Raw genomic sequence first — 12,549 nt, forward strand, 5'->3', positions numbered from 1 at the left:
GCCACGTCTCGCGCTGGGACAGGCGGTGCTCGTTCGGGCGAACCCGATGCCGCGCCCCCACGCGAAGCGTCGCCGGCAGCCCTCCAGCGCTAGTCCAGGTTCGGCCGCAACCAGCGCGTCGCGGTCGCCAGATCCACCCCGCGCCGCGTCGCATAGTCATGCAACTGGTCGGGCCCTACCCGCGCTACGCCGAAATACTCCGCCTGCGGGTGCCCGAAGTAGAAGCCCGACACCGCCGCAGTCGGCAGCATCGCGAAGCTGTCGGTCAGCGTGATGCCCGTCGCCGCGGTCGCATCGAGCAGCTCGAACAACATCGGCTTCTCGCTATGGTCCGGGCACGCGGGATAGCCAGGTGCGGGGCGGATGCCGCGATATTGCTCGCGGATCAGCGCCTCGTTGGTAAGCTGCTCGCCCTCGGCATAGCCCCATAGCGTCGTTCGGACATGCTGGTGCAGCCGCTCGGCGAACGCCTCGGCGAGACGGTCGGCGAGCGCCTTGAGGAGGATGTCCGAGTAATCGTCGTTATCCGCCTTGAACCGCTTCAGATGCGCGTCGATCCCGTGCCCCGTGGTGACCGCGAACCCGCCGATCCAGTCGCCTGCCGGGTCGATGAAGTCGGTGAGGCACATGTTCGCGCGCCCCTCGCGCTTGGCGATCTGCTGGCGGAGGAATGGCATACGAACTTCCTCTAGCCCCTCCCCTTCAGGGGAGGGGTTGGGGTGGGGCAGTTCAGCAGACACACCGTCGGAAGCAGGCACGGCCCCACCCCCAACCCCTCCCCTGAAGGGGAGGGGCTTAAGCGAGATGACCACATCATCCCCTTCCCTACGGCACGGCCACAACCCAGCCACACCCTTGGCCGTCAGCCACTTCTCCGCAATGATACGGTCGAGCATCGCCTGCGCATCCTCGAACAAATTCCGCGCGCTCTCCCCAACGATCTCGTCATCCAGAATCGCCGGATAATTCCCCGCCAGCTCCCACGCCCGGAAGAACGGCGTCCAGTCGATCAGCTCGCGCAGATCCGCCAGATCCCAGTCATCGAACACATGCACGCCCGGCTGCACCGGCGCGGCGGGCTTCAACGCCATGTCGGCCACGAACCCATTCGCCCGCGCAACTTCGATCGGGACGAGCTCGCTCTGCCCCTTGTTCGCACGCGCGACGCGCACCGCTTCATATTCATCCGACGTCTTCTGGACGAACTCGTCGCGGATCGTGTCGCTCACCAAGGTCGACGCAACGCCAACCGCGCGGCTCGCGTCGAGCACATGCACCACCGGCCCCTTATACGCGGGCGCGATCCGCAAAGCGGTGTGGACCTTCGACGTCGTCGCCCCGCCGATCAGCAAAGGCATCGTCATGCCCGCCCGCTGCATTTCCTCGGCGACCGTCACCATCTCGTCCAACGACGGCGTGATCAGCCCCGAAAGCCCGATCATGTCGGCGTCATTCTCGTTCGCGGCCTTCAGAATGTCCGACCAGGGCACCATCACCCCCATGTCGACCACGTCGAAGCCGTTGCACTGGAGCACCACGCCGACGATGTTCTTGCCGATGTCATGCACGTCGCCCTTGACGGTCGCCATGATGATCTTGCCCTTGCCGCGCGCGCCGGGCTCCTTCGCCGCCTCGATGAAGGGGAGCAGATGTGCGACCGCCTTCTTCATCACGCGCGCCGATTTCACCACCTGCGGCAGGAACATCTTGCCCGATCCGAACAGGTCGCCGACGACGTTCATCCCGTCCATCAGCGGGCCTTCGATCACTTCGATCGGGCGACCGCCCTTGTCGAAGATCGCCTGGCGCGCTTCCTCGGTGTCCTCGACGACGTGCATGTCGATGCCCTTGACGAGCGCATATTCGAGCCGCTTGTCGACCGGCAGTCCGCGCCATTCCGCCGCCGCCTTCTCGGCGACCGCATCGGTGCCCTTGAAACTCTCGGCGAGCGCGATCAGCCGCTCGGTCGCGCCGTCGTCGGTGTTGAGGATGACGTCCTCGCACGCCTGCCGCAGCTTCGGGTCGATCTGGTCGTAGATGTCGAGCTGCCCCGCATTGACGATCGCCATGTCGAGCCCGGCGGGGATCGCATAATAGAGGAACACCGAATGCATCGCGCGGCGCACCGGCTCGTTGCCGCGGAAGCTGAACGACAGGTTCGACAGCCCCCCCGAGATATGCGCGTGCGGGCAGCGCGCCTTGATGTCGCGGCACGCCTCGATGAAGTCGACCGCATAATTGTTATGCTCCTCGATCCCCGTCGCGACCGCGAAGATGTTGGGATCAAAGATGATGTCCTCAGGGGGAAAGCCGATCCCCATCAGCAGATCATAGGCGCGGCCACAGATCTCGAGCTTGCGCGCGCGCGTGTCGGCCTGCCCGACCGTGTCGAACGCCATCACGACGACCGCCGCGCCGTATTGCATGACCTTCCTGGCCTGCGTCAGGAACTGCTCCTCGCCTTCCTTCATGCTGATCGAATTGACGATCGGCTTGCCGCTGACGCACTTGAGCCCCGCCTCGATCACCGACCATTTCGAACTGTCGACCATGAACGGGATGCGCGCGATGTCGGGCTCGGCGGCGATCAGCTTGAGGAAGGTAACCATCGCATATTCGGCGTCGAGCAGGCCCTCGTCCATGTTGACGTCGAGCACCTGCGCACCGCTCTCGACCTGCTGCCGCGCGACCTCGACCGCGGCGGGATAATCCCCCGCCATGATCAGCTTCTTGAAGCGCGCCGAGCCGGTGACGTTGGTGCGCTCACCGATGTTGACGAAATTGGCGGTGGAGGTGGTCATAATGGTTTCGTTCTTCTTCTCCCTCTCCCCGCTTGCGGGGAGAGGGTCGGGGAGAGGGGCAGTGGGAAGAGGTGGCGCTCGATACTGCCCCTCTCCCGACCTCGCTGCGCTCGGCCACCCTCTCCCCGCAAGCGGGGAGAGGGAGAAAAGATCACGCCGCCATCGTCATCGGCTCGAGCCCGGCAAGCCGCGTCACCACCGGCGGCACCGGCAGCGCGCGCGGCGTCAGCCCGCGCACCCCGTCCGCAATCGCCTTGATGTGCGCCGGCGTCGATCCGCAGCAGCCGCCGAGCACGTTGACTTGCCCCGCCTGCGCCCATTCGCCGACAAGGCCGGCGGTGGTGTGCGGCGCTTCGTCATATTCGCCGAGTTCATTGGGCAGCCCCGCATTGGGATAGACCATGATCAGCGTATCGCAGATATCGGAGAGCGTCCGCACATGCGGCCGCAACTGCTCCGCGCCGAACGAGCAGTTGAGCCCGATCGTCACCGGCTTGGCGTGGCGCACCGCGTGCCAGAACGCCTCGACCGTATGCCCCGACAGGTTGCGCCCGGACAGATCGGTCAGCGTCATCGACAGCATGATCGGCACGTCGCGTGCCAGCGCCTCGCCCGCCTCCAGCGACGCCATGATTGCGGCCTTGGCGTTGAGCGTATCGAACACCGTCTCGACCAGGATGAAGTCCGCCCCGCCCTCGATCAGCGCGTCGGTCTGCTCGCGGTACACGCCCTTCAGATAATCGAAGTCGATCTCGCGGAAGCCGGGGTCGTTGACGTCGGGGCTGAGCGACAGCGTTTTGTTGGTCGGCCCGATCGCGCCTGCGACAAAGCGCGGGCGGCCGTCCTTCGCCTGATATTCGTCCGCGATCGACCGCGCGAGCCTGGCGCTCTCGACGTTGATTTCGCGCACCAGATGCTCGGCGGCGTAATCGGCCTGACTGATGCGATTGGCCGAGAAGGTGTTGGTCTCGGCGATGTCCGCGCCTGCCTCGAAATAAGCACGGTGGATCGCCTCGGGCACTTCGCGCTTGGTCAGCGCGAGAATGTCGTTATTGCCCTTCTGGTCCTTCGAGAGACCCAGATCGCCGGCATAGTCCGCCTCGGACAGCTTCCAGTTCTGGATCTCGGTCCCGAATGCGCCGTCGGTGATGAGGATGCGCTTGGCCGCCTCGGCAAGGAATGTTTCACGGATCGTCATACTACAGGTCCACTATCTAAAGCCCCTCCCCTTCAGGGGAGGGGTTGGGGGTGGGGAAGTGCCTCGCAGAGAACGCGTTCTGCTGCACGGCCCCACCCCAACCCCTCCCCCGAGGGGGAGGGGCTTTGACGATTCACGCCGCCGCTGCTTTCGCCGCGGTCTTCGCCCGCAGCCCCAGCAAATGGCAGATCGCGAAGCTCAGTTCGGCACGGTTGAGCGTGTAGAAATGGAAATTCCGCACGTCGCCCGCATAGAGCTTGCGGCACAGTTCGGCCGCCAGCGTGGCCGCGATCAGCCCGCGCGCACCCGCATGATCCTCGAGCCCCTCGAACAACCGCCCCATCCACGCCGGAACCTCGGTGCCGCACAGCGCGGACATCTTCACGATGCTCTGGAAATTGGTGACCGGCATGATCCCCGGCACCATCGGCGCATCGATCCCCGCCGCCGCCGCACGATCGCGAAAACGGAAGAAGGTCTCGGGTTCGAAGAAGAATTGCGTGATCCCGCGTGTCGCGCCCGCATCGAGCTTGCGCTTGAGATTGTCGAGATCGTCGCTGTGGCCCTTCGAGTCCGGATGGCATTCGGGATAGGCCGCGACCGAAATCTCGAATGGATGGAGCCGCTTGAGCCCCGCCACCAGATCCGCCGCATTGGTATAGCCATCGGCATGCGGGACAAAGCCGCCCGCCCCCGGCGCATCCCCGCGAAGGGCCACGATATGCCGCACCCCTGCCGCCCAATATTGCTCGGCGATCTCGTCGATCTCGCCGCGTGACGCCTCGACGCAGGTCAGGTGCGCCGCCGCGGGCATGCTCGTCTCGCGTTCGATCCGCGCGACGGTCGCATGCGTCCGGTCGCGCGTCGTCCCGCCAGCGCCGTACGTCACCGAGACGAACTCGGGCGCGAAGGGTTCGAGTGTGCGCACAGTCTCCCATAGCGCCTCTTCCATCTTCTCGGTCTTGGGCGGGAAGAATTCGAACGATACCGCCGCATCACCCGCAAGATCCGCGAACAGCGGCGCTTCGAGCGCGCGCCGCGCCTCCTCGAGCTGGTTTACCGAAATCGTCATGCCGCCATCGCCTCTCGTATTCCGGAACGCGTCGCATCGCGCTTGCGCGCGAGCCACAATTTGACCGTCAGTTCGCCCCCCATCAGCGTCTCGGTCCGCTCGGGGATCAACCCAGCCGCCGCGAACCACGTCGCCATCTGCTCGTCCGCGAAGCCGAGCCGCGTATGCCCGTCCTGCGCGCGCAGTTCCTCGCGGTCGTGCGCGGCGAAATCGGCGATCAGCAGGCGGCCACCCGTCGTCAGCACCCGCGCCGCCTCGGCGATCGCCGCGTCTGGCTGTTGCGCGAAGTGGAGCACGTGGTGGACGATCGCGACGTCCGCCGCGCCATCGGCAAGCGGCAGCGCGTAGAGATCGGCCTGGCGCAGCTCGGTATTGGTCAGCCCGCGCTCGGACAGTTTCGCGCGCGCCAGTCGCAGCATTTCGGACGAACGATCGATCCCGAGCGCCTGCTGCGCGCGCCCGGCGAAAAGTTCGAGCATCCGGCCGGTGCCGGTACCGATGTCGATCAACTGGCCGATCGCCGTATCGCCGAGTACCGCGGAGATGGCCGCCTCGACCTCGCTCTCGGCGATGTGCAGCGAGCGGATCGCATCCCACTGCCCGGCATTCGCCTCGAACCAGCTCGCCGCCGACGCCGCCCGATCCGCCCGCACCGCCGCAAGCCGCGCCGCATCCGCCACCGCCCAATGATCGGGCGACAGCGTCGCCCAATGGTCGAGCGCCGCCACAACCGGTCCGACGGTCGCCCCAGCCCCCAGCGCGACGAACACCCAGCTGCCTTCCTTGCGCCGTTCGGCCAGGCCCGCGTCGCACAGGATCTTGACGTGTCGCGACACCCGCGGCTGGCTTTGCCCGAGCACCTGTGCAAGCTCGCCGACCGATAGCTCCATGGTCCGCAGCAACGCTACGATCCGCAGGCGCGTCGCGTCCGCCAGGGCGCGGAATATGTCGAGGGCGATGGTCATGTCCGGCAGACATATAAAGATATCTTTATATGGGGTCAACGACGTGCGCGGGCCTGGGGACATTTGTCTTCCGAACCCCCGGCTTCCTGCGCCGCCGCAATACGGACCTTTGCGCGGTTGCGCGGGTTTATGCGGGTAGGTACCTTCCCCTCGAACCCCACGGGAGCCATTCATGACCTACAAACTCGCCCTCGTTCCAATGCTTGCTCTTGCGGCGTTCGGCATGTCCGCCTGCAGCGAAAAGGCGCAGAACGACACGTCCGAAGCGGCGAACTCGATCGCGGGCGACGTCAACCAGACCGCGCGCAAGGCGCGGGACGACACCGATGCGGCGCTGGGCGCGGCGGCCGATCGGATGGACAAATTTGGCGACACGCTGAGCAACAAGACCGCCAACCTCGGCGACAAGGCTGACCGCGCCGCCGACCGGTTCGGGGAAAAGGCGGACGATGCCGCCGACCGGGTCGGCGAAAAGGCGGACCGCGCCAAGCATCGCGCCGGGGCGGCAGCAAAGGACATTGGCAACGAGCTCGAGAACTGATGCGCGCGGCCATCGTCCTGGCCGCGCTGCTGGTGACGGCGTGCTCGGGCGGCGGATCGTCCGTCCCCGGTACGCCATCCGGCGAAGATGCGGCCTCCAACGCCGCTGCTGTCTCGCGCGATGCGAACAGCGAAGACATGAACGCCGCCGAGATCGTCCCCGATGACGAGGGCGGCGAAGACAACGATTCCGGAGCACAGAGCCAATGACCGACCTACGCCGCCTCGGCGCCACCGACCTCCGCATCGCACCGCTCGTGCTGGGCGGCAACGTGTTCGGCTGGACCGCCGACCGGGACACCAGCTTTGCGGTGCTCGACGCCTTCGTCGCGGGCGGCGGGACGATGATCGACACGGCCGACGCCTATTCCGCCTGGGTGCCCGGGCATAAAGGCGGCGAATCCGAGAGCGTGATCGGCGCATGGCTGAAGCAGAGCGGCAAGCGCGACAAGGTCCAGATCGCGACCAAGGTCGGGATGCTCCCCGGCGAGGGTGGCGAGAAGCTGGCGCCAGCGCGGATCGCCGCGGCCTGCGAGGCATCGTTGCAACGGCTCGGGATCGAGACGATCGATCTCTATTTCGCGCATCAGGACGACGAGTCGGTCCCGCAGGAAGAGGTGCTCACTGCGTTCGGCAAGCTGGTCGACGCGGGCAAGGTCCGCGCGCTCGGTGCGTCGAACTTCCATGCCAAGCGCCTGAAGTCCGCCAACGATGCCGCGCGGGCGCACGGGCTGCCGCATTTTCACGTGCTCCAGCCCGAATATAACCTCGTCAGCCGCAGCAAGTTCGAAGGCGAGCTGCAATCCTATTGCGTCGAGAACAACATCGGTGCGGTGCCCTATTACGGCCTCGCTTCCGGGTTCCTGACCGGCAAATATCGCAGCGCGGACGATTTTGGCAAGAGCGTGCGCGGCGGTCGGATGCAGGCTTTTCTGGACGGGACCGGACCAGCCGTGCTGGCTGCGATGGATACGGTTGCGGAGGAAACGGGAGCGAGCCTCGCACAGATCGCACTGGCATGGCTCAAGGAACAGCCGGCCGTCACCGCGCCGATCGCCAGCGCCACCAGTGTCGCACAGGTCGAGGACCTGCTGGGCGCGATCACCCTGACCCTCAGCGTCGAGCAACTGGACCGGCTTACCGAAGCCGGCGCCTGACCCGGATCAACCGTCCGGGTCGCGATCCTCGTCGCGATGCGGTCGTTCCATCGGTCGCCGGCTCGGGGGAGCGAGCGCGGCGGCGGGGGGATCGAAGCGGGGCAGTTCGGCGCGCGTGACCCGGCCGTCGCCATTCTTGTCGAGCACCGCGAACCGACTGTCCGCCGCTGCCTCGAATTCCTTGGGCGAGATGCCGCGATTGAAATCTGTATCGGCCACGGTAATCGGCTCGGGATAGTCGAAGAAGCCGTAACGCGCCGCGCCTTGCCGTACGGAGTCATAGGCCGGCTGGCTCGGCGCCGCACTATCGCCGCCCTCGCTGCCACGATTGTCGCCGCCACTACGACGCCCCCCGCCGCCAAAGCCACCGCCGCCACCACCACGCCGTCCCCCGCCGCCGCCCCGACCGTGCGATCCGGCGGCACGCACGCCGCCGCCACCGCCGCCGACGCGGACTTCGGGAACGATCCTGTCCTCATACACTTCGATGTCGTCGGGATCGATCTCCCCGTCATGACCGCGGTCCAGAATGGCGAAGAACCGTGCGGCATCGGCATCGAATTCCGCATCCGTCAGCGCACCGTCATGGTTGGTGTCGGCCTGGTCGAACCAGACGTCGATCGGGTTCCTGCCTCCTGCGGGTGCGCGGAACGGCTCCCCCATCGGACTGATGAACAGCCGCCCCATCTGGCGCCCGACGTGGGGTCGGTCGGCATCGACGCCAGCTCCAGCCTGCGGCGCTCCGGTGGGCCGGTCCTGCGCATGCCCGGCCTCCCGGCCGAGCGATAGTCCAGCGAGGATCAGGGCCAAGGTCAGGACGCGCATCGGTTCACCACGCAGCAGGCAGGCAGAAGCGTTTCGCCAGCGCGTGTTTTCGGATCGCGGCAAGCCCGGGCCAGAAGCGATGCGCCGAAATGGTCTGGTGTTGCGACCAGCCTGCCCGCGAACGCCCGGGACAACCGTCCCGGGCGCTGCAGCTCGTAGCCTTCCGCGGTCAGGCCGCGAACTGGTTCATCGTGTTGTGCGCGCCGCCCGCCTTGAGCGCCGCCTCGCCCGCGAAATACTCTTTGTGGTCGTCGCCGATGTCGCTGCCCGACATGTTCTGGTGCTTCACACAGGCGATCCCCTCGCGGATCTCCTTACGCTGGACGCCCTTCACATAGCCGAGCATCCCCGCCTCGCCGAAATACGCCTTGGCGAGATTGTCGGTCGACAGCGCCGCGGTGTGATAGGTCGGCAGCGTGATGAGGTGATGGAAGATCCCCGCCCGCGCCGCGGCATCGCGCTGGAACGTCCGGATCCGCTCGTCCGCCTCGTCCGCCAGCTCGGTGCCGTCGTAATCGACCGACATCAGCTTCGCCCGGTCGTACGCCGAGACGTCGCGCCCGTCCGTGCTCCACGCGTCGAACACCTGCTGGCGGAAGTTGAGCGTCCAGTTGAACGATGGCGAGTTGTTGTAGACCAGCTTTGCGTTTGGGATGACCTCCCTGATCCGGTCGACCATGCCCGCGATCTGCTCGATGTGCGGCTTCTCGGTCTCGATCCACAACAGGTCCGCGCCGTGCTGGAGTGAGGTGATGCAGTCGAGCACGCAGCGATCCTCGCCCGACCCGGCGCGGAACTGGAACAGGTTGGAGGGCAGCCGCTTGGGCCGCAGCAACTTGCCGTCGCGGTTGAGGATGACGTCGCCGTTGCGGGCGGTTGACGGGTCGATCTCCTCGCAATCGAGGAAGCTGTTATACTGGTCGCCGAGGTCGCCCGGTTCCTTCGACACGGCGATCTGCTTGGTCAGCCCCGCGCCGAGCGAGTCGGTGCGCGTGACGATGATGCCATCGTCCACGCCCAGCTCGAGGAAGGCGTAGCGACATGCACGGACCTTCGCGAGGAAGTCCTCGTGCGGCACGGTGACCTTGCCGTCCTGATGGCCGCACTGCTTTTCGTCACTGACCTGATTCTCGATCTGGAGCGCGCAGGCGCCTGCCTCGATCATCTTCTTGGCGAGCAGATAGGTCGCCTCGGCATTGCCGAAGCCCGCATCGATATCGGCAATGATCGGAACGACATGCGTCTGGTAATTCTCGACCGCGTTGAGCAGGCGCTGTTCCTCGATCGCATTGCCCGACGCACGCGCGGCATCAATCTCGCGGAACATCATCCCGAGCTCGCGGGCATCGGCCTGGCGCAGGAACGTGTAAAGCTCCTCGATCAGCGCGGGGACGCTGGTCTTCTCGTGCATCGACTGGTCCGGCAGCGGGCCGAACTCGCTGCGCAAGGCCGCGACCATCCAGCCCGACAGATAGAGGTAGCGGCGCTCGGTCGAGCCGAAGTGCTTCTTGACGCTGATCATCTTCTGCTGGCCGATGAACCCGTGCCAGCAGCCGAGCGACTGGGTGTACTTGGCCGGATCCGCATCATAGGCCGCCATATCGTGCCGCATGATCCCCGCAGTGTACCGGGCTATGTCGAGACCGGTCTGGAAGCGATTCTGGAGCTTCATCCGCGCGACGGACTCGGCCGAAATCCCGTCCCAGGTGCCGTGCTGCCCACGGATCAACGAGTCTGCGTGCGCGATGCTGGATTGATACGTCATGCGAATGCCCCAGTGGTGTAGCGATTTCGCCAAAATACCGATCTTTACAGGAATTGATGCGCATATTCGGCCATTGCCGAGGTTACTCGGTCAACCTCAAGCCATTCGACATGTAAACTTGTGAAGTTATTTACATTCTACTGGCAGGCGGAAAGTTAGGGGAAAGTTAGGCGAAACGCGTTTCCGGCCGCGCACCGCCCTGCCTCTGGAAATCGCCCTGCCGCGCCCGTTTCCGGCGGATCGGACCGGGATACCAGATGCTCGCCCTGTAGGACATGGCCCGCAGCACCCCAGTGTCGCCGTTAAACGTGGCTTCCCGTTCAATCCGCGGGAGACGGATCAGCCCGACGCATCATCAGCGACTGGATGCGTCCGGCCGTCTCCGGCGTCGCGGGATTATAGATAATGACCCCCAGCTCGGGCCGCCCATCCACTGCGAGCGCCGAGAATTCGAGCTCGAGCAAGCCGTGCTCGGGATGGTGAAGCCGCTTCAGTCCGTCCGCATGACCGGCCACATGGTTATCGCGCCAGAGCGACTCGAACTCCGGACTGAGCCGGGACAGTTCCTCGACCAGCGTCGCGATTTCCGCCCCCGCGCCGGCGCGGGCGGCATCCGCGCGGAACGATCCGACGACATACCGGGCAACGCTGCGCCAATCCTCCTGCGCCGCCTTCATCCCGGGGTTGGTGAACATCAACCGCAGGATATTGCGCTGCTCACGCGGCAGCTTGCCATAGTCGGTCAACACCATTGCCGCCGCCGCGTTCCAGGCGACGACATCCCAGGTCGCTGTCTTGATGATGGCAGGGCTGAACGGCATCGCGTCCAGCACCCGTTGCAACCGCGGCGTCACTTCGCCCGAGGTCTTGTACGTCGCCTCCGGCAGGCGCCCGAGCCCGAGGATGAAAAGGTGCTCGCGTTCCGGCTCGGTCAGCATCAGTCCGGCGGCGAGGCGGCTCAAGACGTCCGCAGACGGCGCGCCGCCTCTGCCCTGCTCGAGCCAGGTGTACCAGGTCGGCGAGATGTTGGCGCGTTGCGCAACTTCCTCCCGCCGCAGGCCGGGCGTGCGGCGACGTCCGCCGCCGAACCCGAACGCCACCGGGTCCATGCGCGACCGGCGATCGCGCAGGAACGTTCCGAGCGGATTATCCGTCTCCATCGACATCTCGATCCTGTTGCAGGTTATACCATGATACGATCACTACTTTTACAGGATCTCGAGTAGCGCGAAGTCCGTCCCCGGACAACACGGAGACAATCGATGCGCGTATTTCTGACAGGTGCGACCGGCTTCATCGGGGCGCGGATCGTTCCCGAACTCCTGGCGGCCGGGCATCAGGTGCTGGGACTGACCCGGTCCGACGCCGGGGCCGACCGACTGATCGAAGCCGGTGCCACGCCCCATCATGGCACGCTGGAGGATCCCGCCAGCCTGCGCGCGGGCGCAGAGCAGGCCGACGCGGTGATCCACACCGCGTTCGATCACACATTCAGCAACTTCGTCCAGAATTGCGAGAAGGATCGCCATGCGATCGGCGCGTTGGGAGAAGCGCTCCGCGGTTCGGCGCGGCCGCTGATCATCACCTCCGGGACGGGGATCGGGGATGCCGGTCCCGGACGCCTGGCCATCGAAGCGCTGTTCAATCCCGAACATCCCAACCCGCGGATCGCGTCGGAGCAGACCGGCAATGCCCTGCTCGAAGCGGGCGTCGATGTCCGCGTAATGCGGCTCCCGCAGGTCCACGATACCGTCAGGCAGGGATTGATTTCGCCGTACATCGACATCGCACGCGACAAGGGGGTGGTGGCGTATGTCGGCGACGGGGCCAACCGGTGGCCGGCCGCGCATGTCCTCGACGTGGCGAAGCTCTACGCACTCGTTCTCGATCACGGCACGATGGGCGCGCGCTATCATGCGGTCGCCGAGCAGGGTATCTCCGCCCGCGCGATCGCCGAAGTCGTCGCCGCGGGCCTGGGTCTCCCAACAGTATCCCTCTCCCCGGAAGAGGCGCCCGGGCATTTCGGATGGTTTGCGATGTTCGCGGCGCTCGACATGCCGGCGTCCAGCGACTGGACGCGCGCGCAACTGGGCTGGGATCCGACCGGTCCCGGGTTGATCACCGACCTCGAGGCGATGGTGTATGCGCCGATCGAGGTTCCTGCGTAGCGCCGAACATGTGGCCGCTGGAGCACGCCGGCCAATGGGCGGGGGTTGGATACAGGCC

The 12,549-nt window shown here is 65.9% G+C and carries 11 protein-coding genes; 4 read left to right on the forward strand and 7 right to left on the reverse strand.

Features of this window, described 5'->3' with window-relative positions; genetic code table 11:
* Positions 1–89: 89 nt before the first annotated feature.
* The 4 genes from metH to L8G49_RS17450 all read right to left on the reverse strand — a co-directional run bounded on the left by metH (position 90) and on the right by L8G49_RS17450 (position 6,036).
* Complete coding sequence (gene metH / locus L8G49_RS17435; RefSeq protein WP_242186999.1) at positions 90–2,801, reverse strand: methionine synthase; 2,712 nt, start codon at positions 2,799–2,801, stop codon at positions 90–92.
* A gap of 151 nt (positions 2,802–2,952) precedes the next feature.
* A complete protein-coding gene (locus tag L8G49_RS17440) occupies positions 2,953–3,999 on the reverse strand; it encodes a homocysteine S-methyltransferase family protein (protein WP_242187001.1) in 1,047 nt (348 codons plus the stop codon).
* Between the two features lie 133 nt (positions 4,000–4,132).
* Positions 4,133–5,071, reverse strand: a complete 939-nt coding sequence (metF, locus tag L8G49_RS17445) for a methylenetetrahydrofolate reductase [NAD(P)H] (RefSeq protein WP_242187002.1) — start codon at positions 5,069–5,071, stop codon at positions 4,133–4,135.
* Positions 5,068–6,036, reverse strand: coding sequence for a metalloregulator ArsR/SmtB family transcription factor (locus tag L8G49_RS17450; RefSeq protein WP_242187003.1), 969 nt, complete (start codon positions 6,034–6,036; stop codon positions 5,068–5,070). The genes metF and L8G49_RS17450 overlap by 4 nt, the downstream gene beginning before the upstream one ends.
* A gap of 172 nt (positions 6,037–6,208) precedes the next feature.
* Here L8G49_RS17450 and L8G49_RS17455 point away from each other — a divergent pair, with 172 nt between their 5' ends.
* From L8G49_RS17455 to L8G49_RS17465, 3 genes are read left to right on the forward strand one after another with little or no spacing between them, the layout of a single operon-like run.
* Positions 6,209–6,577: a hypothetical protein gene (locus L8G49_RS17455; RefSeq protein WP_242140015.1), complete on the forward strand. Its 369-nt coding sequence runs from the start codon at positions 6,209–6,211 to the stop codon at positions 6,575–6,577.
* Positions 6,577–6,786, forward strand: coding sequence for a hypothetical protein (locus L8G49_RS17460; RefSeq protein WP_242140014.1), 210 nt, complete (start codon positions 6,577–6,579; stop codon positions 6,784–6,786). The genes L8G49_RS17455 and L8G49_RS17460 overlap by 1 nt, the downstream gene beginning before the upstream one ends.
* Positions 6,783–7,733, forward strand: coding sequence for an aldo/keto reductase (locus L8G49_RS17465; RefSeq protein ID WP_242187004.1), 951 nt, complete (start codon positions 6,783–6,785; stop codon positions 7,731–7,733). Before L8G49_RS17460 ends, L8G49_RS17465 begins: the two co-directional genes overlap by 4 nt.
* A 6-nt stretch (positions 7,734–7,739) precedes the next feature.
* On the opposite strand, the gene L8G49_RS17470 is transcribed toward L8G49_RS17465, so the two are convergent.
* From L8G49_RS17470 to L8G49_RS17480, 3 genes are all read right to left on the reverse strand, one after another.
* Positions 7,740–8,558: an EF-hand domain-containing protein gene (locus L8G49_RS17470; RefSeq protein ID WP_242187005.1), complete on the reverse strand. Its 819-nt coding sequence runs from the start codon at positions 8,556–8,558 to the stop codon at positions 7,740–7,742.
* Positions 8,559–8,727: 169 nt separating this feature from the next.
* Complete coding sequence (locus tag L8G49_RS17475) at positions 8,728–10,323, reverse strand: isocitrate lyase (protein WP_242187006.1); 1,596 nt, start codon at positions 10,321–10,323, stop codon at positions 8,728–8,730.
* A gap of 320 nt (positions 10,324–10,643) precedes the next feature.
* Positions 10,644–11,489, reverse strand: coding sequence for a helix-turn-helix transcriptional regulator (locus L8G49_RS17480; protein ID WP_242187007.1), 846 nt, complete (start codon positions 11,487–11,489; stop codon positions 10,644–10,646).
* A 96-nt stretch (positions 11,490–11,585) separates the two neighbouring features.
* Between L8G49_RS17480 and L8G49_RS17485 the strand changes: the two genes are divergently transcribed.
* Positions 11,586–12,491 carry an SDR family oxidoreductase gene (locus tag L8G49_RS17485; protein ID WP_242187008.1) on the forward strand — a complete coding sequence of 302 codons (906 nt, stop codon included), beginning with the start codon at positions 11,586–11,588 and terminating at the stop codon, positions 12,489–12,491.
* Positions 12,492–12,549 lie beyond the last annotated feature (58 nt).

The sequence above is a fragment of the Sphingomonas sp. CARO-RG-8B-R24-01 genome (genome assembly GCF_022662295.1).
In the GTDB taxonomy this organism is placed as follows: Bacteria; Pseudomonadota; Alphaproteobacteria; order Sphingomonadales; family Sphingomonadaceae; genus Sphingomonas.

Excerpts from the sequence above, each read along its gene's own strand:
- L8G49_RS17485 (WP_242187008.1), top strand. The coding sequence starts at position 11,586 with ATGCGCGTATTTCTGACAGGTGCGACCGGCTTCATCGGGGCGCGGATC.
- L8G49_RS17480 (WP_242187007.1), bottom strand. The coding sequence starts at position 11,489 with ATGTCGATGGAGACGGATAATCCGCTCGGAACGTTCCTGCGCGATCGC.
- L8G49_RS17440 (WP_242187001.1), bottom strand. The coding sequence starts at position 3,999 with ATGACGATCCGTGAAACATTCCTTGCCGAGGCGGCCAAGCGCATCCTC.
- L8G49_RS17450 (WP_242187003.1), bottom strand. The coding sequence starts at position 6,036 with ATGACCATCGCCCTCGACATATTCCGCGCCCTGGCGGACGCGACGCGC.
- L8G49_RS17460 (WP_242140014.1), top strand. The coding sequence starts at position 6,577 with ATGCGCGCGGCCATCGTCCTGGCCGCGCTGCTGGTGACGGCGTGCTCG.
- L8G49_RS17470 (WP_242187005.1), bottom strand. The coding sequence starts at position 8,558 with ATGCGCGTCCTGACCTTGGCCCTGATCCTCGCTGGACTATCGCTCGGC.
- metF (WP_242187002.1), bottom strand. The coding sequence starts at position 5,071 with ATGACGATTTCGGTAAACCAGCTCGAGGAGGCGCGGCGCGCGCTCGAA.
- metH (WP_242186999.1), bottom strand. The coding sequence starts at position 2,801 with ATGACCACCTCCACCGCCAATTTCGTCAACATCGGTGAGCGCACCAAC.
- L8G49_RS17455 (WP_242140015.1), top strand. The coding sequence starts at position 6,209 with ATGACCTACAAACTCGCCCTCGTTCCAATGCTTGCTCTTGCGGCGTTC.
- L8G49_RS17465 (WP_242187004.1), top strand. The coding sequence starts at position 6,783 with ATGACCGACCTACGCCGCCTCGGCGCCACCGACCTCCGCATCGCACCG.
- L8G49_RS17475 (WP_242187006.1), bottom strand. The coding sequence starts at position 10,323 with ATGACGTATCAATCCAGCATCGCGCACGCAGACTCGTTGATCCGTGGG.